We start from the raw sequence: 25,413 nt of genomic DNA, 5'->3' as shown, positions 1-25,413 counted from the left end.
TTGATTGGTGTTTTGTGACTCCTTCGTGGTGTGAGTGTGTATGTCCCGGGACGCGCCAAAAGACATTTAGGAAGACATTTGTAGGCGGATTGGTGCACCGCCGCACGAGGAGTACGCGCGCACTGCGATGGCATGCAATATGCGCGTTCGCGGCCGTAGTGGGTCAATGCATGGGCTTGGCCGCCGCGCCGGCTCAGAACTCGCGCAATGTCGTGCCCGTCGTCACGACGGCCAGCGTGCTGCGTGCCGCGTGCGATGCTGCGGGTTTGATCGCGACGCGACGCGGTGCCACCGCATGCGCGGAAATGGCGGACGCCGCTGCGGTGTCGGACAGCCTGAAGGCCGCGACCGCGTTGGCCAGTTGCCCGGCCTGGTCTTCCATCGCGCGTGCGGCGGCGGTGGCTTCTTCCACCAGCGCGGCGTTCTGCTGGGTGGCTTCGTCCATCTGGGTCACCGTCTGGTTGACCTGTTCGATGCCGGCGGACTGTTCCTGCGAGGCGGCGGAGATCTCGCCCATGATGCCGGTGACGCGCTGCACCGAAGACACGATTTCCTGCATGGTCTGGCCGGCCTGATCGACCAGCGCCGAGCCTGTGGCGACGCGGCTCACCGAGTCGTCGATCAGATGCTTGATCGCCTTGGCTGCGCCCGCGGAACGCTGGGCGAGGGCGCGGACTTCCGAGGCGACGACGGCGAAGCCGCGACCCTGCTCGCCGGCGCGCGCCGCTTCCACCGCGGCATTGAGCGCCAGGATGTTGGTCTGGAAGGCGATGCCGTCGATGACGCTGATGATGTCGGCGATCTTCTTCGACGAGGTCTCGATGCCGCTCATCGTGGTCACCACCTGGCCGATCACGGCGCCGCCCTGCGCGGCGACCGCGGCGGCGCCTACCGCGAGCTGGTTGGCCTGGCGGGCGTGCTCGGCGTTCTGCTTGACCGTGGAGGTCAGCTCTTCCATCGAGGCCGCGGTTTCCTCGAGACTGGCGGCCTGCTGTTCGGTGCGCCGCGACAGATCGTCGTTGCCGGTGGCGATTTCCGAGGCGGCGCTGTTGATGCTCGACGCCGCGGTCTGGATGCGGCTGACGATCGTAGCCAGTTGCTCGGCGGTGGCGTTGGCGTCGTCGCGCATGGCGGCGAACACGCCCTGGAATTGGCCGTGCATGCGCGCGGTCAGGTCGCCGGCGGCAATGGACTGCAGCAGCGCGGACAGGGATTGCAGGTTGCCGTCGGCGGTGGCCATCAGCTGGTTGAGATTGTCGACCATGGCGCGGAAGTCGTACTGGAAGCGCTCGGCATCGCCGCGCACGCTGAAGTCGCCGGCCGCGGCGGCGGAGGCGAGCTGGCCGATCTCGCGGTTCATCGCGGTCAGGTTCTGCTTGACCGTGTCCATGATCTCGTTCAGCACCGCCTTCTCGCCCGGCAGGGGTTCCAGGTCTTCGCTGAGGTCGCCGATCGCGTAGCGGCCCATCATCTGCGCCAGGCGCATCTTCACCGCGATGTGCGCGGCGACCAGCGCATTGCTGTCGCGGACCATGCGCCCGTAGTCGCCGGGGAAGGCGGCTTCGTCCATGCGGTAGCTGATCTGGCCGGCGTCGTGGCGTTGCGCCATCTCCACCTGTGCGGCCAGCACCTGCTGCAGTTGCTGTTGCATCTGCTGCATGTTGCCGAGCAGCTGGCCGCTTTCGTCATGGCTGGAAACCGCGATCGCCGTGTCCAGCTTGCCCTGCGCGATCTGCGCGGCCACGCTCGCGGCGCGGCGCACGTTGCGGGTCAGCGTCGACAGGGTATACACGCACAAGGCCACGATCAGCAGCGTCAGCAGGCTCAGACCGGCGATCGGCCGCCACATCGCGCTGCGTGCGTCCGCCAGGTGCCGGGCCGATTGGCCCTGCAAGGCCTGCAGCGACACCGCGCTCAGCGATTGCAGCGCATGGCCCCAGTCGTCGAGTGCGCGGTTCCAGCGCCGGTCGGCGTCCAGCGTGCCGCTGTCCAGTGCGCTGGACAGTTGCGCCAGTGCCTGGTCGGCCCGGCCGGCTTCGGTCGCGACTGCGGCGGCCAGCCGCGGATCGGGTCGTTCGAGCAGGCCGACCGCCTTTTCCAGTTCATGGCGCAACCGTGCATGGTCGCGCGCGATCTGTCCGATCTGCTCGCGCAGCACCGGCGCCTGCGCGCCGGCCTGGGACGGATCGGCAGCCGCATCCAGGCGTGTCAGCGCCTCGCTCGTGTCGGGTCCGTAGATCAGGCTGGCCACCACCAGGTGATAACTCTCCACATAGGGGGTGTAGACCAGCTGGCTGTCGTCGCGCAGCGCGTCCAGGGCGGTGGCGGCCCGGTCGGCGACCACGGCGCTGTCGACGCGTCCGTCCGCCAGGGCCTGGTGCAAGTGCGCCAGGGCCTTGGCGCTGCGTTCGAAGCCGGGCAGCGCGGACACGCTGCGCTGCAGGTTGGCCAGGGAGCTGTCTGCGCGCCGTGCCGCGGCGTCCGCGGCGGGGCCGGTTTCGACGCGTTCTGCCTGCAGCGCGCCGAGCAGCGCCAGCATCTCGCGCAGCGGTGTATAGCTGCGCAGTTCGTTGCGGCTGATGCCGACGCTTTCGTTGAGCTTGCCGCTGTAGAGCAGGACCGGGATCAGCAGCCCGACCAGGGCAAGGATGCCGATGATGCTCAGTTTCCTGGCGATGGCCAGATCGTGCCAGGCGCGCAGCGCTCGCTGCGGCCCGATGGAGGAGTGGGGGTGGCCGGCAGCGGCCTGGATGGACAATGGCATGGAAAGTCTCTGAACGTCGTCGGGGCAACGGGTCAGGCGGTGCGCGATTGCAGCGGCGCGACATCGCCTGCCTGCCCATACGGAGCAACCGCCGGCAGGGATGCAGGCAGTGGGCAACGCGATAGGGGATGCATCATGGCGATGACTGCTTGCGCAAACGTCTGGAAGTCGATGCCGTAGCGGCGTGCCGGCTGGGTTGTTGAAGCGCGGCCGGCATGCGAGTCAGCCGGCGATCGAGTTTGTCGCGCGGCTGTGAGCGGCGGGTTACAGCGTCGCTGCGCCATGGATTGCGGCGCGCCGTTCGATCCGAAAGACGGGGGCCGATTCAGGGCCGATGCCGCTCCTGCCGGCGATCGGCGCGATTTGCATGGGCGGCCGGTGACCGCCTCCATCGGGTGCGAGCCCCGGCGGCGGTCGCACTGCGCGTGGCCGGCGCAACGATGATCGCCATGCCGGAACCGGCATGGCGATCATCGATATTGCGTTGGCGGGGCTTAGAATTCGTGCCAGCTGGTATCGGCCGCACCAGCGCCGGCACCGACCGCACGCTTGGGTGCGGCGTTGTGCACGGCGCGGGCCGCCGCCGACTCCTGCGCCTTGACCACTGCGGCCACGGCCGGTGCACTGACCGCCTGGCGCCGGCTGGCCGGCGCCGTCGTCGCGGGAGCGTCGTCGATCTTGAACACCGCGACGGTTTCGGTGAGCTGGCGCGCCTGGTCTTCCATCGCGCGTGCCGCGGCCGTGGCTTCTTCCACCAGCGCGGCATTCTGCTGGGTGGCTTCGTCCATCTGGGTCACCGTCTGGTTGACCTGTTCGATGCCGGCGGACTGTTCCTGCGAGGCGGCGGAGATCTCGCCCATGATGTCGGTCACGCGTTGCACCGATGACACGATCTCGCTCATGGTCTGGCCGGCCTGGCGTACCAGCGCCGAACCGTTGGACACCTGGTCGACGGAGTCGTCGATCAGGTGCTTGATCTCCTTGGCCGCGCCGGCCGAGCGCTGGGCCAGCGTCCGCACCTCGCTGGCGACCACGGCGAAGCCGCGGCCCTGTTCGCCGGCGCGCGCGGCTTCCACCGCGGCGTTGAGCGCCAGGATGTTGGTCTGGAAGGCGATGCCGTCGATGACCGAGATGATGTCGGCGATCTTCTTCGACGAGGTCTCGATGCCGCTCATCGTGGTCACCACCTGGCCGACCACCGCGCCGCCCTGCGAGGCGACGGCGGCGGCGCCGACCGCGAGCTGGTTGGCCTGGCGCGCGTGCTCGGCGTTCTGCTTCACCGTGGAGGTCAGTTCCTCCATCGAGGCCGCGGTTTCCTCGAGACTGGCGGCCTGCTGTTCGGTACGCCGCGATAGATCGTCGTTGCCGGTGGCGATTTCCGAGGCGGCGCTGTTGATGCTCGACGCCGCGGTCTGGATGCGGCTGACGATCGTAGCCAGTTGCTCGGCGGTGGCGTTGGCGTCGTCGCGCATGGCGGCGAACACGCCCTGGAACTGGCCGTGCATGCGCGCGGTCAGGTCGCCGGCGGCAATGGACTGCAGCAGCGCGGACAGGGATTGCAGGTTGCCGTCGGCGGTGGCCATCAGCTGGTTGAGATTGTCGACCATGGCGCGGAAGTCGTACTGGAAGCGCTCGGCATCGCCGCGCACGCTGAAGTCGCCGGCCGCGGCGGCGGAGGCGAGCTGGCCGATCTCGCGGTTCATCGCGGTCAGGTTCTGCTTGACCGTGTCCATGGTCTCGGTCAGCATTGCTTTTTCGCCGGGCAGGCGGTCCATGTCCTCGCTGAAGTCGCCGATCGCATAGCGGCCCATGATCTGCGCCAGGCGCAGCTTCACGGCGATGTGCGAGCCGGCCAGCTCGTTGCTGTCGTGCACCATGCGGCCGTATTGCCCGGGGAATGCCTTGGCGTCCATCCGGTAGCTGATCTGGCCGGCATCATGGCGCCGCGCCATCTCGGTCTGCGCCGCGAGCACCGCCTGCAACTGGCTCTGCATCTTGTCCATGCTCATCAGCAGGCGGCCGGTTTCGTCGCGCGACTTGGTATCGATGGCATTGCCGAGGTTGCCCGAGGCGATGGCATCGGCGACCGAGATGGCCTGGCCCATGCGCTTGACCAACTGGCGGCGGATCACCAAGCCCATGCCCACTGCGACCAGCACCGCGATCAGGCTGCCGATCAGCACCGACCACTTGCCCTGCGTACGCACTTTTTCAAGTTGTTGGCTGCGCTGCACCAGCAGACCCTTTTCCTCATCGGCAAATGCGCCCAGCACCGAGCGGATCGCATGCATCGTCTTGCGGTCGCGGTCCTGTGCGAACGCGGTCAACACCTGTTGCTGGCTGTCGGAACCCTCGCGCACGGCGATGATCTTGTTCTCGATCTGCAGCAATTCCCGATACGCAGTTTGCAGCTGCGCCAGGCGCGCCTGCTGCCGCTGGTTGTCCTGGGTCAGGCGCTTGGCCTCGTCAAAGCTCTTCTCGAAGCCGGCCTGGCCGAGAGCGAATGGTTGTAGGTATTCTTTTTTACTGGATAGCAGGTAGCCGCGGGTACTGGTTTGCACGTTTAGTGCATTTGTCTGCATCAGTTCGCTGGTGGCGAGCACCTTGAATGTCTGCTTGTTCAGTTCCATCGCACTGTTCAATTTGGCCTGGCTGTTCAAGCTGATGGCACCAACGACGAGCATGATCAGCACGACCGAGCCGAAGCCGATGGCCAGCTGCGTGGAGATGGTCGGATTCTTGGATTTCATTGTCTCTACCGGGTCAGATTAAAGAATGGTCGAACTGTGAAAGTACGGGCCCGGCAGGGACATCGGTTTGCGTGGCGCCGGAGCTCAGCAGACGTGACGCACACACAGAAGAAGCGGTTGTCGCTGTGTCCAAACACCGCGGGATGCGGTTGTCGGTGCATCGGGCGGCGACGGCCGTAGCAGGTGGCAGCGAAAACTTTAGTAGTGTTTTTTAGACAAATTCTCAGATTGAGACTTTTAGCGGCATTAAGCGGGGGCGACTTTAGGCCGCGAAGCGAAAAATGTTCGGCCCAAGATGCTCATCACAAAGAATTGAGGGTGTATGGCCGTTTTTTTGCCGCACATGAGAATGATTCCCACGCCTTGCGAAGCGGCCGCCATGCGATGCCTGCCGTCGATTCGGGTCCGCGTTTCCCCTGGCGCTTTGGTCGCTGCGATGCGCTGCCGACGTAGTCGTGGATGTGGTTGCGCGTGGCGAATGTTCGCGGTGCGGACATGGAAAAGCCCGAGTCCACGACTCGGGCTTGCCGATCACGCAATGCCGGTGCAACGGCCTTGGGCAGAATTCCTGTCGACCAGCCTGCGCTGCAGCCGCGATGCGGTGCCCGGCATCGCGGCTGCAGGACTCAGAACTCGTGCCAGCTGGCGTCGCCGCCACCGCCGGCGGCGCGCTTGGGCGCATTGCGCACGGCGCGCGTCGCGGAGGCTACCTGTGCCTTGACCATCGCGGCCACCTCCGGCGCGCTGACCGTGGGGCGGCGCGTCGCCGCGGCAGCGTCGTCGAGCTTGAACACCGCCACCGCTGCGGTGAGCTGGCCGGCCTGGTCTTCCATCGCGCGTGCTGCGGCCGTGGCTTCCTCGACCAGCGCGGCGTTCTGCTGGGTGGTTTCGTCCATCTGGGTCACGGTCTGGTTGACCTGCTCGATGCCGGCGTACTGCTCCTGCGAGGCGGCGGAGATCTCGCCCATGATGTCGGTGACCCGCTGCACCGAGGACACGATCTCCTGCATGGTGCGGCCGGCCTGGTCGACCAGAGCCGAGCCTTCGCTGACGCGGGCGACCGAATCGTCGATCAGCCCCTTGATCTCCTTGGCCGCACCGGCCGAGCGCTGGGCCAGCGTCCGCACCTCGCTGGCGACCACGGCGAAACCGCGGCCCTGGTCGCCGGCACGCGCCGCCTCCACCGCGGCGTTGAGCGCCAGGATGTTGGTCTGGAAGGCGATGCCGTCGATGACGCTGATGATGTCGGCGATCTTCTTCGATGAGGCTTCGATGCCGCTCATGGTGGTGACCACCTGGCCGACCACCTCGCCGCCCTGGGTGGCGACGCCAGCGGCACCGACCGCGAGCTGGTTGGCCTGGCGGGCGTGCTCGGCGTTCTGCTTCACGGTGGAGGTCAACTCTTCCATCGAGGCCGCGGTTTCCTCCAGGCTGGCGGCCTGCTGTTCGGTGCGGCGCGACAGGTCGTCGTTGCCGGCGGCGATCTCGGTGGCCGCGGCATTGATGCTGACCGCGGCGGTCTGGATGCGGCCGACGATGCCGGTCAGCTGGTCGGCGGTGGCATTGGCATCGTCGCGCATCCGGGCGAACACGCCATGGAACTCGCCGTGCATGCGCGCGGTCAGGTCGCCGGCAGCGATGGACTGCAACAGCGCGGAGAGCTTGCCGAGGTTGCGGTCGCTGACCTCCATCATCGCGTTGAGGCCTTCCACCATGGCGCGGAAGTCGTGCTGGAAGTGCTGCGCATCGCCGCGGGCGCTGAAGTCGCCCGCGGCGGCGGCCGCGGCCAGGCGCTTGATCTCGGTGTTGATCGCCAGCAGGCTGGCCTTGGCCGCGTCCATCGATTCGTGCAGCACCGCGCGGCTGCCGGGCAGGCGCCGCGCATCGCGGCGCAGGTCGCCGTTGGCGTATTCGTTGAGCACCGCGATCGCATCGACGATGGCGTCCAGGTGCTCGAACATCATGGTGTTGATGCCCTTGCTCAAGTCGCCATACACGCCGGGGAAGTCCAGCGGCATGCGGTGGCTGATGTCCTTGTCGGCATGCAGCTCGATCATTTGCGAAGTCTCGCGGGAGAAGCGCTGCAACTGCGTTTGCATTTTCTCCATCGCGTTGAGCAGGCGGCCGGGCTCGTCGCGGGCCTGGGTGCTGACGTCGTTGTCCAGGCGGCCGTCGGCGATCGCCTCGGCGGCGCGGGTGGCGCGGTTCAGCGGCTGGGTCAGGCTGCCGGTGATCAGCCAGGCTAGCAGGCTGCTGACCAGCAGCACCGCGATGCCACCAATGGCAAGCAGCAGCTTGCCGCGATTCATTGCTTCCACCGCCGCGGCGTAGGCGGACTTGGTCTGCTGCTCCTGCAGGGTCACGTTCTCGCGAATCTTGTCCTGCCAGGCCAGCGTGGCAGGGCGGGACTTCTCGCTGAGGAACGCTTGCGCTTCGGCGTTGCGATTGGCGCCGGCCAGTGCCATCACCTGGTCGTTCAGGCTGCGAGCGGTCTCGCGGCGCCGATCGATTTCTGCCCGGATCTTCAGCCCGGCGCCCGAGGCCGGCAAGCTGTCCAGTTGCTTGCGCAGGTCGCTGTAGCGTTGCCGCTCCTGTTTGATCTTGGCGATGGCTTCGGCGTTGAGTTGCTCCGATGTCACCATTGCGTAGGTGCCTAGAGCGATCAGGATGGACGAGTTCGCGTCGAGCATGCCATTGCTGATGCGCATCTTCTCCACGTTCACTTTGACGATGCTGTCGAGTTCCTTGCGGGCACTGGACATGGCGACCAATCCGGCCGCGACCAGCAGCCCGGAGAGCAGGATCAGCAGGCCGAAGGCGCCGGCCAGGCGGCGCCCGACGTTGTAGCGTTGCAGGAACGAATTCATGGCTGACCTCTTTGGTTACCGAAGGTTGGCTGTAACGGTTCAGTTGGCAGGGTCCCGGCATAGGGACGGTGGCGAAGGAAAAACCTGGAACGGCGGGTTATGGCGGCAAGCAAATGGAGCAATGATTCGAGTGTGTTGCAGTGTGCTGAGTGAGTCAGGTGCCATTGCCTGAATGTAATAACGGCACGGATGCGTGTTGGCGCATGACACCTTCGGTGTAAGTCGATTCCCGACCTTGGGCGAATGTTTTCCCTACATTCGGGACGTCTGCCGTTGCGCAGCGTCGCTCATGCCGCGTTGGTGCACAGCGCCCAGCCGGGCCAAGCGTCCGGCTGGGCTCCCATCAGAACTCCTGCCATTCGGTCTCGGTCGCCGTATTCGCGGCGGTGCGATCGCCGGGGATCGCACGCATGGCTGGTTTGCGCGCTCCGCCCGCCAGCGGAGGCCGCTTCGTTTGCGTCTTCGCTGCAGCCATTGTGCGGCTCGGTGCTGCCGTGCCCGGCACGCTGGCGTCGAGCCTGAAGATCGCGACGGCCTCGCTGAGCTGGCCGGCCTGTTCTTCCATCGCGCGCGCCGCGGCGGTGGCTTCCTCGACCAGGGCGGCGTTCTGCTGGGTGGCCTCGTCCATCTGGGTGACGGTCTGGTTGACCTGCTCGATGCCGGCGGACTGCTCCTGCGAGGCGGAGGAGATCTCGCCCATGATGTCGGTGACGCGCTGCACCGAGGACACGATCTCCTGCATGGTCTGGCCGGCGCGATCGACCAGTACCGAGCCTTCGGCGACGCGGGTCACCGACTCGTCGATCAGGCGCTTGATCTCCTTGGCCGCGCCGGCCGAGCGTTGGGCCAGCGTCCGCACCTCGCTGGCGACCACGGCGAAACCGCGGCCCTGTTCGCCGGCGCGTGCGGCTTCCACCGCGGCATTGAGCGCCAGGATGTTGGTCTGGAAGGCGATGCCGTCGATGACCGAGATGATGTCGGCGATCTTCTTCGACGAGGTCTCGATGCCGCTCATCGTGGTGACGACCTGGCCGACCACGGCGCCGCCCTGCGCGGCGACCGCGGCGGCGCCGACCGCGAGCTGGTTGGCCTGGCGGGCGTGTTCGGCGTTCTGCTTCACGGTGGAGGTCAACTCTTCCATCGAGGCCGCGGTTTCCTCAAGGCTGGCGGCCTGCTGTTCGGTGCGGCGCGACAGGTCGTCGTTGCCGGCGGCGATCTCGCTGGCGGCGGTGTTGATGTTTCCGGCGGCCTGCTGGATGCGGCCGACGATGCTGGCGAGCGTTTCGGCGGTCGCGTTGGCGTCGTCGCGCATGGTCGCGAACACGCCGTGGAACTGGCCGTGCATGCGCGCGCTCAGGTCGCCGTCGGCCAGTGCGCTGAGCAGGCGCGATACTTCGGCGATGCTGCCCGCGTTGGCATCGAGCAACCCGTTGAGCTGCTGCGCCAGCAACAGGAAGAAGCCCTGCTTGCCGTCGCTGTCGATGCGCTTGGACAGGTCGCCGGCGGCGGCGCTGCGCACCACCTCGGCCACATCCACTTCGACCCTGGCCTCGGTGGTGCGGTCGCGCCATTCGCAGACGAAGCCGACATGGGCGCCGACCTCGTTGCGGATCGCGGAAACCTCCTGCGCGATGCAGGCATCGCGGTAACGCACCTCGCGCTGGGCGACGCCTTGGCGGTCGAGTTGCTGGTAGATCTCCGCGTCCTGCGCGTTGCCCACTTCCAGCAACGATACCGGCTGGCCGAGCAGCGGGCTGGCACGGGTGAAGGCCGGCGCGCAGGCGTGGATGTCGTCGGCGTAGGTGTGCAGCAGTTTCTGCAGCGCGCCGTTGGCGTAGACGATGGTCAGGTCGGGATCGGCGATGTACATGCCGGTCGAGGCGTTGTCCAGCGCGGTGCGGATGCGCAGGTTCTCGGCGGCGACGTTGCGCTCGCGTTCGGTTCGCTCGCGCAGTTCGCGCTGCATCCGCGCCAGTGCCGCCATCAGGCTGTGCGCGTGCCTGGCGGCGACCGGAATCGGCTGGTCCAGGCGCCCCTCGGCGATGTGCCGGGCGGCGTCCATCGCCACGCGCGGTTCGCCGCCGAGCAGGCGCGACACCGAGCGCAGGATCCAGCCGGCGGCCAGTCCCAGGCACAGGATCGCCAAGGCCACGGCGCCGGCCTGCTGCCAGGTCATGCGGCGGCTGTAGTGTTCGGCCGCGCTGCGATTGGCTTCGTTCAGCGTCGCGATGCGGTCGCTGATCGAGCCCATGCGGGTCTCGAGCTGCTCGAAACTCTCGGTGAAGGCGGCATACGCGGCGGCGGTGTCCGCCTGCCTTTCGACCAGGCTCACGACCCGGTTCGCCGCAGCGATGTAGCCCTGCAATGCAGGCGCGACGGCATCCAGCTCGCGGCGCAAGGCAGGATCCAGCGGCAGCTTGCGGTTGTCGGCCAGCGACTTGCGGAACTCCGCGGCGTGCTCGTCGAGCGAGGCGTGCGCGGCCTTGATCCCGGCCTCGTCCTGGCGCGAGGCGGCCAGCAACGCGGTGGTCACGTCGCCACGCAAGGCGTCGTGCATCATGTCCGCCTGCATGTGGTTGCGCAGCGCATCGGACGAGGTGACCTGTACGGCGACCGCGCCGAGCAATCCCTGCTGCGCGCTGTAGCCGACGCCGCCCAGCGCCAGCAGTGCCAGCACCGCCACCAGCACCAGGATCGCGAGCATGTGCATGATCTTCATCGGTATCGCCTAGTTGGGTTCAGAAACGAAAAGACAAACCCGCGCCCAGCGCGTGATCCGGCGAACGGTCGTTGAGGCCGTAGCTGTAGGCCACATCCAGTTGCACGTCGTTGCTCAGCAGCCAGGCCGAGCCGACATCGAGCAGGGCGACGCTGCCGCCGTCGTCGCTTTTCGCGATCTGCGGCAGCGCCACCTCGACGAACGAACGGCTGCGTTCGGTCCATGCCTTGCCGAGCACCACGCCGAAGATGCCGGCCGCATAGCGGTGGCCGTCCTCGTTCTCGTCCCAGATCACGCCGGGCATCACCCCGGCGGAAAGGCTGTCGCTGAGCTCCCATTCGGCGACCAGCCGCAACGAGGGCCGTGCGCCGTTGCCGCGCAGGCGGCGTGCGCCGCTGGGGAGATCCACGTGCAACAGCCACGCCAGCGAGGCGCCGCCGCCGTCGGAAGCGGCCAGGTGATGCTTGACCCCGAGCGAGACATCGGCGAAGCCGGAGATGTCGCCGTCGCCGCCGGGCGCGTCGTTGTGCTGCCAGCCGTCGGTTTCCAGGCGCAGTTCCCAGGTCGGACCGAGGCCGTAGCGGAACAGGGTGGGCGTGGCATAGCCGTTGACGCCGTCGTCGCGCTCCCAGGCGACGCTGGTCTCCACTTGCAGGCGGCGATCGCCGACCGTGAGGCTGGATTCGACGAAGTCCGGGCGATCGGTGGCGATCGGCTCCTGTTCGGCGTGCGCGAGGCTGGCGATGCCGAACAAGGTCAGGCAGCTGGCAAGAACGATAGGCTTCATTGTGTTCCCCGTGAACGGTCGACCGTGAAACGCATGCGCCTGGTCGTGGTGTCGCCGACTGGCCATGGTCCGTTTGGACCGGCTGTCGCGTCCCCCAAGACGCAGTCAGCCAAAATGTCTTACAGGCTAGCGGCCAGGTCGGATGTTTCTTTAAACATGTCCGACCGATGGCTTGCGGCTGTCCTCGAAAGGACGGCCGGTGGCGTGCGCCATGGCATGCTTGTCGCAGCCTCATCCCAACCCCTTTCTCCCAACGGGACTTCCTCCGGTCGCCGGTGGACGAGGAGCCTCGAGCGATGGCGAGGTGATGGAAACCTCGGCGACAAGCGATCCAGGCGAGCTCAGTCGCCCATTCCGGTCCGGCGCGTCCCCGCGCCAGGGCGGGAGTGCGCCGGACCGCAGCGGCTCAGAACTCGTGCCACTGCGTTTCGTTGGCGCTCGCCGGCTTGCCTGGCACCGCGCGCATCGGCACGTTGCTGCGCCTTGCCGGCGCGCGCCTGGCGTTCGCCCCTGGCGCGGCGACCGCAAGGCTGGGCTTGGCCACGGTTGCCGGCGTGGAGACGAGCGCGTTGTCGAGCTTGAACACGGCCACGGCCTCGCTGAGCTGGCCGGCCTGGTCTTCCATCGTGCGCGCCGCGGCGGTGGCTTCCTCGACCAGGGCGGCGTTCTGCTGGGTGGCCTCGTCCATCTGGGTGACGGTCTGGTTGACCTGTTCGATGCCGGCGTATTGCTCCTGCGAGGCGGCGGAGATCTCGCCCATGATGTCGGTGACCCGCTGCACCGAGGACACGATCTCGGTCATGGTCTGCCCGGCCTGGCGCACCAGCGTCGAGCCCTCGGCGACGCGGGTCACCGACTCGTCGATCAGGCTCTTGATCTCCTTGGCCGCGCCGGCCGAGCGCTGGGCCAGCGTCCGCACCTCGCTGGCGACCACGGCGAAACCGCGACCCTGTTCGCCGGCACGCGCCGCTTCCACGGCGGCATTGAGCGCCAGGATATTGGTCTGGAAGGCGATGCCGTCGATGACCGAGATGATGTCGGCGATCTTCTTCGACGAGGTCTCGATGCCGCTCATGGTGGTGACCACCTGGCCGACCACGGCGCCGCCCTGGGTGGCGACGCCAGCGGCACCGACCGCGAGCTGGTTGGCCTGGCGGGCGTGCTCGGCGTTCTGCTTCACGGTGGAGGTCAACTCTTCCATCGAGGCGGCGGTTTCCTCCAGGCTGGCGGCCTGCTGTTCTGTGCGGCGCGACAGGTCGTCGTTGCCGGCGGCGATCTCGGTGGCCGCGGCATTGATGCTGACCGCGGCGGTCTGGATGCGGCCGACGATGCCGGTCAGCTGGTCGGCGGTGGCATTGGCGTCGTCGCGCATCCGGGCGAACACGCCCTGGAACTGGCCGTGCATGCGCGCGCTCAGGTCGCCGGCGGCGATGGCCTGCAACAGCGCGGAGAGCTTGCCGAGGTTGCGGTCGCTGACCTCCATCATCGCGTTGAGGCCTTCCACCATGGCGCGGAAGTCGTGCTGGAAGTGCTGCGCATCGCCGCGGGCGCTGAAGTCGCCCGCGGCGGCGGCCGCGGCCAGGCGCTTGATCTCGGTGTTGATCGCCAGCAGGCTGGCCTTGGCCGCATCCATCGATTCGTGCAGCACCGCGCGGCTGCCGGGCAGGCGCCGCGCATCGCGGCGCAGGTCGCCGTTGGCGTATTCGTTGAGCACCGCGATCGCATCGACGATGGCGTCCAGGTGCTCGAACATCATGCTGTTGATGCCCTTGCTCAAGTCGCCATACACGCCGGGGAAGTCCAGCGGCATGCGGTGGCTCATGTCCTTGTCCGCGTGCAGTTCGATCATCAGCGCGGTTTCGCTGGAGAAGCGTCGCAACTGGGTCTGCATGCGATCCATTGCATCGAGCAGGCGGCCGGGCTCGTCGTGGGCCTGGGTGCTGACGTCGTTGTCCAGGCGCCCGTCGGCGATCGCCTCGGCAATGCGGGTGGCGCGGTTCAGCGGCTGGGTCAGGCTGCGGGTGATCAGCCAGGCCAGCAGGCTGCTGACCAGCAGCACCAGCAGGCCGCCGATGCTGAGCAGCAGCCGGCTCCGGTTCATGGCCTGCAGCGCCCTGACATGGGCGATCTCGGTCTGCTGTCGCTGCGCGGCGACGTTCTCGCGAATCGCGTCTTGCCAGGCCAGCGTGGCCGGACGCGATTTCTCGCTGAGCAACGTTTGCGCTTCGGCATAGCGATCGGCGCCGGCCAATGCCATCACCTGGTCGTTCATTCGGCGTGCCAAGTCGCGGCGACGGTCGATTTCGGCCGTCAATTTCACGCCTGCATCGGAAACCGGCAGGCTGTCGAGCTGCTTGCGCAGATCGCCATAGCGTTGCCGCTGTTGCTTGATCGCGGCGATGGCTTGTGCGTTGAGTTCGTCCGAGGTCACCATCGCATAGGTGCCCAACGCGATCAGGATGGACGAATTGGCGTCGAGCATGCCGTTGCTGATGCGCATCTTCTCGATGTTCACGTTGACGATGTCGTTCAGTTCCCTGCGGGCGTCGGACGTGGCGATGAGGCCGAAGCCGACCAGCAAGCCGGACAGCAGGATCAAGAGGCCGAAGGCCAGGGTCAGGCGGCGGCCGACGTTGTAGCGTTGCAGAAATGCATTCATGGCTGAGTTCCAGTAGGCCCGGGGGCACGGAAGATCGGCTGACGTGATGCTGTCAGGTGCGTTTGCGGCGTCCCTGCGGGAAGGCCGCTGCAGCCGCAAGACCGCGTGCCATGCCCATGGGTCCTGGGCATCGCGTCCGGGGTCTGCGGTGTAGCGGTCGTGGCGTCTGAAAAGATGGAACATCGGCGGCCAGCGTCGGTGTCCGGCCTGCTTTTCTTCGCGCCGGCGATGCTGCCGGCGTTCCTGGGGCGCATGCGGTGGGGGCGTGCGGCCTTGCTGCATCGCCGCTGCAGCCTGCGCCATCGGCGCGCGATCCCGGCGAAGCGGGTCGAGCGCAGCTGCGTGTTCGGCTACCTGATCTCTGGTGACTCTGCGGTATGCATCAGGCGCATCCGCGAGTAGGCATCATGCCCTGGGCGTTGTCGGCATTGCACCGAATCGGACGCCAACGTCGATTTTTTTACTGCACGGACCGTCTGCGCCACGGCGCGCGGGAAAGTCCGTCCAGGATGCAGCGTGTTTCCGAAGCACCGCTTCGGCCGTGATTTCCTTGGCCGACGACGCGTTGCCGCGTCGTCGGCGGTGCATCGGGCGAAGCGATCAGGCCGCTTGCGGTACCCGCAGCGAACGCACCAGCCCGCCGATGTCCACGATCAGCGCGACGCGGCCGTCGCCGAGGATGGTGGCGCCGGAGATGCCGCCGATGCGCCGGTAGTTGTTCTCGATGTTCTTGACCACCACCTGCTGCTGGCCGACCAGTTCGTCCACTTCCAGCGCGATCTTCTGGCCGTCGGCCTCGACCACCACCACCAGCGGCTCGGCCTGCTCGGTGCGGCCGTAGCCGTAGGAATCGCTGAGCGAGAGGATCGGCAGGTATTCGCCGCGGACCCGCAACACGCGGCCTTCGCCGGCCATGCTGCGGATGTCGTCGGGCTGCGGCTGCAGTGCTTCGAGTACGTAGGCCAGCGGCAGGATCAGCGTCTCGCCGGCGACCGACACGGTCATGCCGTCCAGGATCGCCAGGGTCAGCGGCAGCCGGATCAGCACGCGGGTGCCGCGGCCGGCATTGCTTTCCAGCTGCACTTCGCCGCCCAGGCCCTGGATATTGCGGCGGACCACGTCCATGCCCACGCCGCGGCCGGACAGGTCGGTGACCGCATCGGCGGTGGAGAAGCCGGGGGCGAAGATCAGGTCCCACACCTGCGCGTCGGTCGGGTTGTCCGGCACGCTCAGGCCGCGTTCGGCGGCCTTGGCCAGGATGCGGTCGCGGTTGAGGCCGGCGCCGTCGTCGCTGACTTCGATGACGATGTGCCCGCCCTGGTGCGAGGCGGCCAGGGTGATGGTGCCGGTCTCGTCCTTGCCGGCGGCGCGGCGCGCTTCCGGCATTTCCAGGCCGTGGTCGATCGAATTGCGCACCAGGTGCACCAGCGGATCGGCGATCTTCTCGATCAGGCCCTTGTCCAGCTCGGTGCCTTCGCCGATGGTGCGCAGCCGCACCTGCTTGCCGAGGCGGGTGGACAGGTCGCGGACCAGGCGCGGGAAGCGGCGGAACACCGCGTCCACCGGCAGCATGCGCACGCCGATCACCGCTTCCTGCAGGTCGCGGGTATTGCGTTCGAGCAGGTCCAGGCCGGCGAACAGGCGTTCGGCGTGGGCCGGGTCGAGATCGCCGGAGACCTGCTTGAGCATGGCCTGGGTGATGACCAGTTCGCCGACCAGGTTGATCAGCGCATCGACCTTGTCGACGCTGACCCGGATCGAGCTTTCCGCCTCGTGCGCGGCGGCGGCGTTGCCGGCCGGCGCATTGGCGGCCACGGCGGCGGCCGGCGCGGCGGTGGCGCTGGCCGGCGGCTGCGCCAGGGTGGGGGCGGGCGCGCTGGCCAGGCTCGGCGGCGGCACCGCGCGGATGTCCAGTTCGCAGTCGTCGATCACCCAGGCGAAGGTGTCTTCGATCGCGCTGCGCGGGATCTTGCCGACCAGGCCCAGGTCCCAGGCCAGATAGGCCTCGAGCGGGTCGAGGTCGCTGAAGCCGGGCAGGCGCGCGGTGCGGCAGGCGACCTGCAGCGGGCCGAGGTGTTCGAGTTCGCGGATGATGCGCAGCGGGTCGTTGCCGCTCATGAACAGCGACGGCGCCGGGGTGAAGCCGATCTGCCAGGCTTCCGGTTCGGCCGGCTGGTTGGCGGCCGGGGTCGCGGCGGGCGCGGCGGCGGCATTGCCGTTGAGGGCCTGCTGCAGGCGGTCGTGCACGGCCTTGACCGCGCCCGGATCGGCCGGGGTGCCGTGCTCGGCTTCGCGCAGCAGTGCGCGCAGCACGTCCACCGAGCCCAGGATCGCATCGATCGCGTGCGCTTCGACGTCGCGCTTGCCCGAGCGCAGCTCGTCGAGCAGCGTCTCCAGCACGTGGGTCAACCCGGCCATCGCCTCGAAGCCGAAGGTGGCGGCGCCGCCCTTGATCGAGTGCGCGGCGCGGAACACCGAGTTGATCACCTCGGGATCGCGGTTGCCTTCTTCCAGCGACAGCAATCCGGCTTCCATCGCGTCCAGCCCTTCGCGGCTTTCCTCGAAGAAGGTGGCGTGGAAACGTTGCAGGTCCATGCTCATGGGCGGGAAATCCGGAAAAAGGGTGGAGAGGAAATCAGCCCAGGACTTTCTGGACGGTGGCGATCAGCTGTTCGGGGTTGAACGGCTTGACCAGCCAGCCGGTGGCGCCGGCGGCCTTGCCTTCGGACTTCTTGTCCGCCGCCGACTCGGTGGTCAGCATCAGCATCGGTGTGAACTTGTAGTCCGGCAGCTGGCGCAGCGCGCGGATCAGCGAGATGCCGTCCATGTTCGGCATGTTGACGTCGGTGACCACCGCGTTGAAGCGCTGGCCCTGGGCGCGGCCGAGGGCGACCTGGCCGTCTTCGGCTTCCTCGACCGCGAAACCGGCCGAAGTGAGGGCAAAGGAGACCATCTGGCGCATCGACGCCGAATCGTCCACCACCAAGATACGTGCGCTCATGCGGCGTTCTCCACAGATTTCAGGTTGTCAGGGGTTGCAGGAAGGCCCAGCGATGCGCTGACCCCTAGCAGGCGTGCCGCGTCGCGGAACGTGTCGTTGCAGGCCTCGAACACGGTGCGTTTGCCGTCCTGGCGACGTGCATCGACGAATGCGCACAGCACCTGCACGGAGGCGGTATGGATGCGGCGGACCTCGCCGGCGTCCAGTCGCAACTCGTCGTCCGACGCCAGGAACGGGGTCAGCCGTTGTTTCAGGTCGGCGCTGGTCTCGATGCCGAGATCTTCGCCAAGGGTGACTGTGCTCATCATTGCTCCGCACGAATGGTTCTAGGGCAGATAACGGCCAATGCGCAGGAAGCTTTAGCGCCGCATCGGGAAAGTGCGGCAGGGTTGGCAGTTGCCGGGCGCCGCCGCCGCGGCGCCTTGCCGCCGGCATGGAGCCAGGGGGGACCAGACCGCATACGGCCACCCGCGGCGGGGCGCTTGGGCGCGCACCGCACTGTGTCGCGACGGGGCGCTCGTCGACACGCGCTGCCTCTGTTGCCTGGGTGGCCCCGCACGTGCGCAGGCACGGCGGGCCGCTGCGCAAGCGCTCAGTGCAGCAGCTGCTCGGCGTCGAGCAGGATCATCGGCTGCGGCCCCAACCGCGCCACGCCGCGGAACAGGTGGTTGGAGATGCGGCAGATGCGGGCGTTGTCCGGCGGCTCGATCTGCTGGTCGGTGAGGCTGGCCACGTCCTCGACCGCGGACACGCGCAGGCCCAGGGTCTCGCCGTTCTCTTCCAGCACCACCACCCGGGTCAGCATGTCCATCTCGATCGGCGCGGCGCCCAGGTGGATGCCCAGGTCGATCACCGGCACCACCTGGCCGCGCAGGTTCATGATCCCCAGCATCGCCGTCGGGGTGCCGCGCAGCGCCAGCAGCGGCACCGGCAGCACCACTTCCTGCACCTTCAGCAGTTCCAGCGCATAGGCCTGTTCGCCGCAGCGCAGGCGCAGCCAGCGGGTGCTGCGGTCCGGCGCGCGGCGCTGGTGCGGGGAGGCTTCGTGGGGCACGCTCGGCGCCATGAACGCCTGCAGGTTGGGCGGCAGCCGTGATCCCGCGGCCTGCGCGCGCTCGGCCTCGACGCGGCGTTCCGGCGGCACCGCCATCGGCGGGCGCTTGACCGCACGCGCGGCGGCGGCATCGTCTTCGGCGGCCAGGTCGCGCGGCGGCGCGGCGGCGCGTTGCATCTCCATCGCCGCGACCACCTCGAGATCGGCGTCGCGCTCGGCGGCGGACCGCGCCTGCTGCGACATGATGCCGGCCAGGGCCGGATCGGCGTCGGCTTCGGCCAGGACCGCGGCGGCGAGTTCCTCCGGGGTGGGGCCGGCCGGCCTGGGTGCCAGGGCCTGCTGCGACATGATGCCGGCCAGGGCCGGATCGGCGTCGGCTTCGGCCAGGACCGCGGCGGCGAGTTCCTCCGGGGTGGGGCCGGCCGGCCTGGGCGCCAGGGCCTGCTGCGACATGATCCCGGCCAGGGCCGGGTCGGCGTCGGCTTCGGCCAGGACCGCGGCGGCGAGTTCTTCCGGGGTGGGGCCGGCCGGCCTGGGCGCCAGGGCCTGCTGCGACATGATCCCGGCCAGGGCCGGGTCGGCGTCGGCTTCGGCCAGGACCGCGGCGGCGAGTTCCTCCGGGGTGGGCCCGGCCGGCCTGGGCGCCAGGGCCTGCTGCGACATGATCCCGGCCAGGGCCGGGTCGGCATCGGCTTCGGCCAGGACCGCGGCGGCGATGTCCTCAGGAGTGGGAACCACCGGCGCGGGTGCCTGGACCGCGCGCACCGGCTCCGGCGCCGCAGCGGCGCTGGCCGCGGCGAGCGTGGCCTGGCGTTCGGCGTCGCGCTCTTCGGCGATCACGTCGTGCAACAGGCCTTCCAGATAGTCGTCGATGACCCCGGGCGTGTTCATGCGGCCTGCTCCATCGGCGTGGCATCGCTGGCGATCAGCCATTCCAGCGCGCGGCGGTAGGCGGCCAGGCCGCGGCCGGGGTAGTCGCCGGGGACGCCGGCCACCGTCAACGCCTTGACGTTGCAGATCTTGGTGTCGACCGGGATCGCGTCTTCCCAGACCCGCTCGCCGTAGCTGTCCTGCATCTGCCGCAAGGTGTCGTTGCCGGCGCGGGTGCGTTTGTCGAACAGGGTCGGCAGGATCGAGGCGGGCAGGGGACGGCGGCGCGAGCGCTCGACCATGTCCAAGGTGCGGACCATGCTGGCCAGGCCGTGCAGCGCCAGCGGCTCGGCCTGGGTCGGGATGATCACCCGGTCGGCCGCGGCCAGCGCGTTGATCATCAGCAGGCCCAGGGTCGGCGGGCAATCGAGCAGGATGTAGTCGTGCTGGCCGGCATGCCGCGCCATGGCCTGCTGCAGCGCCAGGCCCAGCCCGGGCTGGTTGGCGCTGCGCCGCTCCAGCGTGGCCAGCGCGGTCTGCCCGCAGACGTAGCTGAGGCGCTCGATGGCGCTGTCGCGGGCCAGTGCGGCCAGGTCGCTCGGCGGCGTGGCGAACAGGTCCAGCACGCCGCTCGGCGGCGGGTCCTGCGGCACGTCGAAGGCGCGGGTCAGCGAGGCGTGCGGATCGAGGTCCAGCATCAGCACACGGTGGCCGAGCATGGCCAGGCCACGGCCCAGCGCCAGCGTGGTCGTGGTCTTGCCCACGCCACCCTTCTGGTTGGCAATCGCCCAGATGCGCATCAGTTCACTCCTTCAATGGCGGCAGGTACCGCGCGGGGCAGGCCGGCATTGCCGGCAGCCGCCGCGGCGGAATGTAGCGGGGTCGCCGGCGCGGCGCCGGCGGTATCGGTCAATCGGTCTTGCGGCGTCGGCGTCCCGGCCGTGGCGACGGGCGCCGTGCCGCTGCCGTTCCCGGGACCGCCGGCATCGGCCAGGATCACCAGCACCACGCGGCGGTTGGCGTTGCGGCCGGCCTGGCTGGCGTTGTCGGCGCGCGGGCGGAACTCGCCGTAGCCGATCATCGACAGCCGCGACGGTTGCAGGCCCTGGTCGGCGAACAGATGCACCACGCTGGCCGCGCGCGCCGCCGACAGTTCCCAGTTGGACGGGAACTGCACGGTGGCGATCGGGCTGTTGTCGGTATAGCCCTCCACGCGCACGCCGTTGGGCACCGGCACCAGCACCTGCGCCAGCTGCGCCAGGGTGGCGCGGGCGCTCTGGTCCAGCGACGCGGAGCCGGAGCCGAACAGGATGTCGCTGTTGATCTCCACTTCGATCCACAGTCCGGCATGGCGCACGGTGATCAGCTTCTTCTGGATCAGCGGCGCCAGCGCGGCGCCGAGCCGGTCGGCGATGCCGTCGAGCTGGCGCTGCGCGCGGCGCAGCTGCTCCTCGTCGCGCAGCGCGCTGGGCGAGCGCAGCGGCGAGGCCGAGGGCAGCCGGTTCGGGTCGGGCAGGGACAGCGCCGGGCTGGACTTGATCGGGGTCGGGCGCGCGCCGCCCTGGCCCTGCATCAGGTGCTCGCCGACCTGCACCGGCGCCATCGTCCGCGGCGCGCCGCCGAAGGCGGTGCTCATCGCATCGGCCATGACCCGGTACTTGGCCTCGTTGACCGTGGACAGCGCGTACATCACCACGAAGAAGGCCAGCAGCAACGTCATCAGGTCGGCATAGGGGATGGCCCATGCCTCGTGGTTGACGTGATCTTCGTGGGGACGCTTGCGGGCCATGGTCGTGGGGTCAATGCAAGAAGCCGGCCAGCTTCGATTCGATGTTGCGCGGGTTCTCGCCCTGGGCGATGGCGATGAGTCCTTCGATGATCATTTCGCGCTCGCCGCTGCTGTGCTTGATCACGCTCTTGAGCTTGCTGGCCATCGGCAGGAACAGCAGGTTGGCCGAGGCGATGCCGTAGATGGTGGCGGTGAACGCGGCGGCGATGCCGTGGCCGAGCTTGCTCGGGTCGGCGAGGTTCTTCATCACCGCGATCAGCCCCAGCACCGCGCCGATGATGCCCAGCGTCGGCGCATAGATGCCCATGCCTTCGAACACCTTGGCCGCGGCCAGGTCGCAGTGTTCCTGGCCGTCCAGGTCGATTTCCAGCATGTGCCGGATCGATTCCGGCTCCACCCCGTCGACCAGCATCTGCAGGCCCTTGCGCAGGAACGGGTCGTGCTGCTGCTGCGCCTGGTTCTCCAGGCCGAGCAGGCCCTGGCGGCGGGCGATGTTGCTCCACTCCACGATCTGCTGCAGCAGCGCCTGGCGATCGCTGGCCGGCGGATGCAGGATCCACTTGGCGATCTGGAACGCGCGCTTGAACACCGCCGGCGGCGTATGCACCAGGATCGCGGCGACGGTGCCGACGATCACGATCACGAACGCGGCCGGCGACCACAGCGCGGAAACGCCGGCGCCCTTGAGGATGCTGCCGCCGACCAGCGAGGCGATCGCCAACAGCAAGCCAATGAGACTGAGTTTGTCCATGCAGGAGGTATCGGCCAGTGGGCTTGGGACTTGATGGGGGTGGGCCGGGATTGGGGATTCGGGATTAGGGATTGGCAGAAGTGCGAAGGCGGACGTTGGGTCGGCCTACTTCGGGGGGAGCTTCAGGTGCGAAGCAGCGAGGTGGCGACTGCGGGCACAAGCATGCTATCCGCGCGCAACAGGCGCTGTGGGCTCTCAGCGCGAATCCCTAATCACCAGTTCCCTTGTCACCGGGTCGCGGCTGAAGCCGCTCCTGCGACGAGCGGCGCATAGCGTGGTCGGCCTGCGGGGTCCCGCTCTTGCGATTCCCCAATCCCGACTCCCCAATCCCGACTTCTCAGTTCTTCAACCCGTCCACATCCAGGATCAACGCCAGCCGGCCATCGCCGATCAGGGTCGCGCCGGCGTAGCCGGGCAGGCCGCGCAGTGCGCGTGGCAGCGGTTTGATCACCACTTCCTCGCGGCCGCGGACCTGGTCCACGACCAGGCCCATGCGCGATTCGCCGGCCTGCAGCACCACCACGGTCAGCAGCGGCAGTTCCGGCGCTTCGATGTTCAACCACTTGCGCAGGTCCACCAGCGGCAAGGTGTGCGATTGCCGGTCGAGCACGGCGCGGCCGTCGAACCAGCCCAGCGCGCGGCGCGGCGCGTGCAGCACTTCCACCACGCGCGCCAGCGGCAACGCGTAGACGGTGTCGCCGGCCTGCACCAGCAGGGTCGGCAGGATCGCCAGGGTCAGCGGCACGCGGATCAGGAAGCGGCTGCCGCGGCCCAGTTCGGACTGGATCTGGATCTGCCCGCTGAGCTCGCGGATGCGCGACTGCACCACGTCCATGCCGACGCCGCGGCCGGAGATGTCGGTGACTTCGGACTTGGTCGAGAAGCCGGGCAGGAACACCAGGTGCAGGCATTCCTCGGTGGTCAGGCGGGCGGCGGCTTCCGGATCGATCAGGCCCTTCTCGCGCGCCTTGGCGCGCAACCGCTCCGGGTCGATGCCGGCGCCGTCGTCCTGCACCTCGATGCTGACGTAGTCGCCTTCCTGCTGCGCCGACAGGCGCACGTGGCCGCCGCGCGGTTTGCCGGTGGCCTCGCGCAGCGCCGGCGCCTCGATGCCGTGGTCGATGGCGTTGCGCACCAGGTGCACCAGCGGATCGGCCAGCGCCTCGACCAGGTTGCGGTCCAGCTCGGTGTCGGCGCCGATCAGTTCCAGCTCCACTTCCTTGTTCAGGGAGCGGGCGACGTCGCGTGCCACCTTCGGGAAGCGCGAGAACACCTTGCCCACCGGCTGCATGCGGGTGCGCATCACCGCCGACTGCAGGCGCGCGGTGGCGATGTCCAGGCTGCTGACCGCGCGGTCCAGTTCTTCGTCGCGCAGGCGCACGCGCAGGGTCTTGAGCCGGTTGCGCGACAGCACCAGTTCGCCGATCAGGTTGACGATCGCGTCCAGGCGCTTGGTGTCCACGCGCACGGTGTGCTCGGGTTCGGCGGCCTTGCCGGGCGCAGCGGCCGCCTTCGGCGCGGCTGGCGCCGCCGGGACTCGGGACTGGGGACTCGGGACTCGGGAAAGCTGAGCGCCGGCGCTGGGAGCGGCACCATGCAAGTTGTCCAGCAGCGCCTCGAACTCGTCGTCGCTGATCAGGTCGGAATCGGCGGAACCGGCCGCTGCAGGCGCCGCGCTTTTGCCGGGACCCGGGACCCGGGACCCGGGTCCCGACGGCGCGGCGGTTTCTTCGCCGCTGGTGGCGAACTGCGCGATCAGCTGCTGCGGCGCGCGCGGCGGTTCGCTGCCGCTGCCGAACGCGTCGAGCATCGACTGCAGGTAGTCCAGCGACTGCTGCGCGGCGTCGAAGTGCCGCGCCTGCAGCGTGGCCTGGCCGGCGCGGGCCTGGCCCAGGGTGTCCTCGGCGGCGTGGCACAGCTCGACCATGGGCGTGATCGCCAGGAACCCGGCGCCGCCCTTGAGCGTGTGGAAGCCGCGGAACACCGCGTTGAGCTGCGCGCTGTCCTCGGGCGCCTGTTCCAGTGACACCAGCTGCTCGCCGAGCCGGTCCAGGATTTCCTGGGCCTCGATGATGAAGTCGGCAGCGATGTCGTCGGGAACGGCGCTCATGGCTAGGACCTGCTCACGCGATTGGAGTAGGCCACGTTGTCGTGTCCGGCCTCCAGGTGGTTGCGCACGGCGCAGTGGGCAAGCAATTGCTTGCCCGAGGCTGGCCGCCTGTTCAAGCCGCGCGCAGCCGCCTGCGGGCCGGACACGGCAACCCGCAGGGCCGCGCTTTGGTGCGCGCAGTGCTGCGTCATCATTCGATCGTTTATCGACATAAATTCCATCATTCTTCCTTGCCCCGCACGCACCAAAGCGCGGCGTGGCCTATTCCAATCGCGTGAGCAGGTCCTACAGCCCCAGTCCGGACAGCAGGTCGTCGGCGTCGTTCTGCGACACGCCGTGGCGGTCCAGCCCGGCCAGCGCCGGGCCGGCCAGGCTGCCGTCGGGCTTCTTGTCTTCCTTCGGCGGCAGGCCCAGCGCGCCGAAGCCTTCGTGCACGCGGCGCACGATGGTCGCCACGCGGCGGATGATCTGCCCGGTCAGGTCCTGGAAGCTCTGCGCCAGGGCCATCTCGGTGAGGTTGTGGCGGATCCTGTCGAGGATCTCGCCCTGCTCGCCGGTCAGCCCGCCAGCGCGCAGCTGGTCGGCCAGCGTGCGGCATTCCTCGGCCAGGTCCAGGGTGCGGTGGCTGGCCTGCTCGGTCATCTCCACCACGTGGTCCAGGCGCGAGCAGGCGTCGTCCAGCTCGCCGGCTTCGCTGGGAATGACCGGCAGTTCGCCGAGCGCCTGGCCCAGGTCGCGCGCGAGCCGGCTCAGGCCCTGCATCATCGGCCGCGTGCGCCAGGCGGCGAGCGTGTCGATTTCCTTGCGCCAGCCTGCTTCGTCGCCTTTTTCCAGTGCGTCCAGCGCACCTTGCAGACGTTCGATCAGGGCGCTGCGTTCGGCGGTGGCTTGCATCAGGCGGTCGCTCCCATGCGCTCGAAGATCTTGCCCAGCTTCTCCTGCAGCGTCTGCGCGGTGAACGGCTTGATGATGTAGCCGTTCACGCCCGCCTGCGCCGCCTCGATGATCTGCTCGCGCTTGGCCTCGGCGGTCACCATCAGCACCGGCAGGTGCTTGAGCTTGTCGTCGGCGCGGATGTTGCGCAGCAGGTCGATGCCGGTCATGCCGGGCATGTTCCAGTCGGTGACCACGAACTCGAACGGTGCCGAGCGCAGTGCCGCCAGCGCACTGTTGCCGTCTTCGGCCTCTGCAGTGTTGGTGAAGCCCAGATCGCCGAGCAGATTCTTGACGATGCGCCGCATCGTCGAGAAATCGTCCACGATCAAAATCCGCATGTTCTTGTTCACCGCTAA

General features: G+C 68.4%; 17 protein-coding genes. 1 reads left to right on the top strand and 16 read right to left on the bottom strand.

Features of this window, described 5'->3' with window-relative positions:
- Window positions 1–193 precede the first annotated feature (193 nt).
- The 6 genes from NRY95_11890 to NRY95_11865 form a co-directional block, all read right to left on the bottom strand.
- A complete protein-coding gene (locus tag NRY95_11890; GenBank protein ID UYC18573.1) occupies window positions 194–2,764 on the bottom strand; it encodes a methyl-accepting chemotaxis protein in 2,571 nt (856 codons plus the stop codon).
- Between the two features lie 494 nt (window positions 2,765–3,258).
- Window positions 3,259–5,514 carry a methyl-accepting chemotaxis protein gene (locus NRY95_11885; GenBank protein UYC14456.1) on the bottom strand — a complete coding sequence of 752 codons (2,256 nt, stop codon included), beginning with the start codon at window positions 5,512–5,514 and terminating at the stop codon, window positions 3,259–3,261.
- A 626-nt stretch (window positions 5,515–6,140) separates the two neighbouring features.
- Window positions 6,141–8,381 carry a methyl-accepting chemotaxis protein gene (locus NRY95_11880; protein ID UYC14455.1) on the bottom strand — a complete coding sequence of 747 codons (2,241 nt, stop codon included), beginning with the start codon at window positions 8,379–8,381 and terminating at the stop codon, window positions 6,141–6,143.
- A gap of 343 nt (window positions 8,382–8,724) precedes the next feature.
- Window positions 8,725–11,100 (bottom strand): methyl-accepting chemotaxis protein, encoded by a 2,376-nt coding sequence (locus NRY95_11875; protein UYC14454.1) that lies wholly within the window; start codon window positions 11,098–11,100, stop codon window positions 8,725–8,727.
- Window positions 11,101–11,119: 19 nt separating this feature from the next.
- The gene (locus NRY95_11870) at window positions 11,120–11,887 is read right to left on the bottom strand and encodes a transporter (GenBank protein UYC14453.1); all 768 of its coding nucleotides are present in this window, start codon (window positions 11,885–11,887) and stop codon (window positions 11,120–11,122) included.
- 406 nt (window positions 11,888–12,293) lie between these two features.
- Window positions 12,294–14,546: a methyl-accepting chemotaxis protein gene (locus tag NRY95_11865; protein ID UYC14452.1), complete on the bottom strand. Its 2,253-nt coding sequence runs from the start codon at window positions 14,544–14,546 to the stop codon at window positions 12,294–12,296.
- A 198-nt stretch (window positions 14,547–14,744) separates the two neighbouring features.
- On the opposite strand from NRY95_11865, the gene NRY95_11860 reads away from it, so the two are divergent.
- A complete protein-coding gene (locus NRY95_11860) occupies window positions 14,745–14,948 on the top strand; it encodes a hypothetical protein (GenBank protein ID UYC14451.1) in 204 nt (67 codons plus the stop codon).
- A gap of 198 nt (window positions 14,949–15,146) precedes the next feature.
- On the opposite strand, the gene NRY95_11855 is transcribed toward NRY95_11860, so the two are convergent.
- The 10 genes from NRY95_11855 to cheY form a co-directional block, all read right to left on the bottom strand.
- Window positions 15,147–17,147: a chemotaxis protein CheA gene (locus NRY95_11855; GenBank protein ID UYC14450.1), complete on the bottom strand. Its 2,001-nt coding sequence runs from the start codon at window positions 17,145–17,147 to the stop codon at window positions 15,147–15,149.
- Between the two features lie 34 nt (window positions 17,148–17,181).
- Complete coding sequence (locus tag NRY95_11850) at window positions 17,182–17,547, bottom strand: response regulator (GenBank protein UYC14449.1); 366 nt, start codon at window positions 17,545–17,547, stop codon at window positions 17,182–17,184.
- Complete coding sequence (locus NRY95_11845; protein UYC14448.1) at window positions 17,544–17,852, bottom strand: STAS domain-containing protein; 309 nt, start codon at window positions 17,850–17,852, stop codon at window positions 17,544–17,546. The genes NRY95_11850 and NRY95_11845 overlap by 4 nt, the downstream gene beginning before the upstream one ends.
- Window positions 17,853–18,139: 287 nt before the next feature.
- A complete protein-coding gene (locus NRY95_11840) occupies window positions 18,140–19,492 on the bottom strand; it encodes a chemotaxis protein CheW (GenBank protein ID UYC14447.1) in 1,353 nt (450 codons plus the stop codon).
- Window positions 19,489–20,271: a ParA family protein gene (locus NRY95_11835; protein UYC14446.1), complete on the bottom strand. Its 783-nt coding sequence runs from the start codon at window positions 20,269–20,271 to the stop codon at window positions 19,489–19,491. Before NRY95_11835 ends, NRY95_11840 begins: the two co-directional genes overlap by 4 nt.
- Window positions 20,271–21,260: a flagellar motor protein MotD gene (motD, locus tag NRY95_11830; GenBank protein UYC14445.1), complete on the bottom strand. Its 990-nt coding sequence runs from the start codon at window positions 21,258–21,260 to the stop codon at window positions 20,271–20,273. The genes NRY95_11835 and motD overlap by 1 nt, the downstream gene beginning before the upstream one ends.
- A gap of 10 nt (window positions 21,261–21,270) precedes the next feature.
- Entirely contained in the window at window positions 21,271–22,011 is a 741-nt protein-coding gene (locus NRY95_11825; protein ID UYC14444.1) for a flagellar motor protein, read from the bottom strand.
- A gap of 337 nt (window positions 22,012–22,348) precedes the next feature.
- Entirely contained in the window at window positions 22,349–24,121 is a 1,773-nt protein-coding gene (locus tag NRY95_11820; GenBank protein ID UYC14443.1) for a chemotaxis protein CheA, read from the bottom strand.
- Window positions 24,122–24,406: 285 nt separating this feature from the next.
- On the bottom strand, window positions 24,407–25,015 hold the full coding sequence (locus NRY95_11815; protein ID UYC14442.1) for a protein phosphatase CheZ: 609 nt from the start codon (window positions 25,013–25,015) through the stop codon (window positions 24,407–24,409).
- Window positions 25,015–25,407, bottom strand: coding sequence for a chemotaxis response regulator CheY (gene cheY / locus NRY95_11810; protein ID UYC14441.1), 393 nt, complete (start codon window positions 25,405–25,407; stop codon window positions 25,015–25,017). The genes NRY95_11815 and cheY overlap by 1 nt, the downstream gene beginning before the upstream one ends.
- Window positions 25,408–25,413: the final 6 nt, after the last annotated feature.

The sequence above is a fragment of the Xanthomonas campestris pv. phormiicola genome, from assembly GCA_025666215.1.
GTDB lineage: Bacteria > Pseudomonadota > Gammaproteobacteria > Xanthomonadales > Xanthomonadaceae > Xanthomonas_A > Xanthomonas_A campestris_A.
The sequence above is the reverse complement of the archived record's forward strand: the minus strand, read 5'-3'. Positions and strand labels throughout refer to the sequence as shown.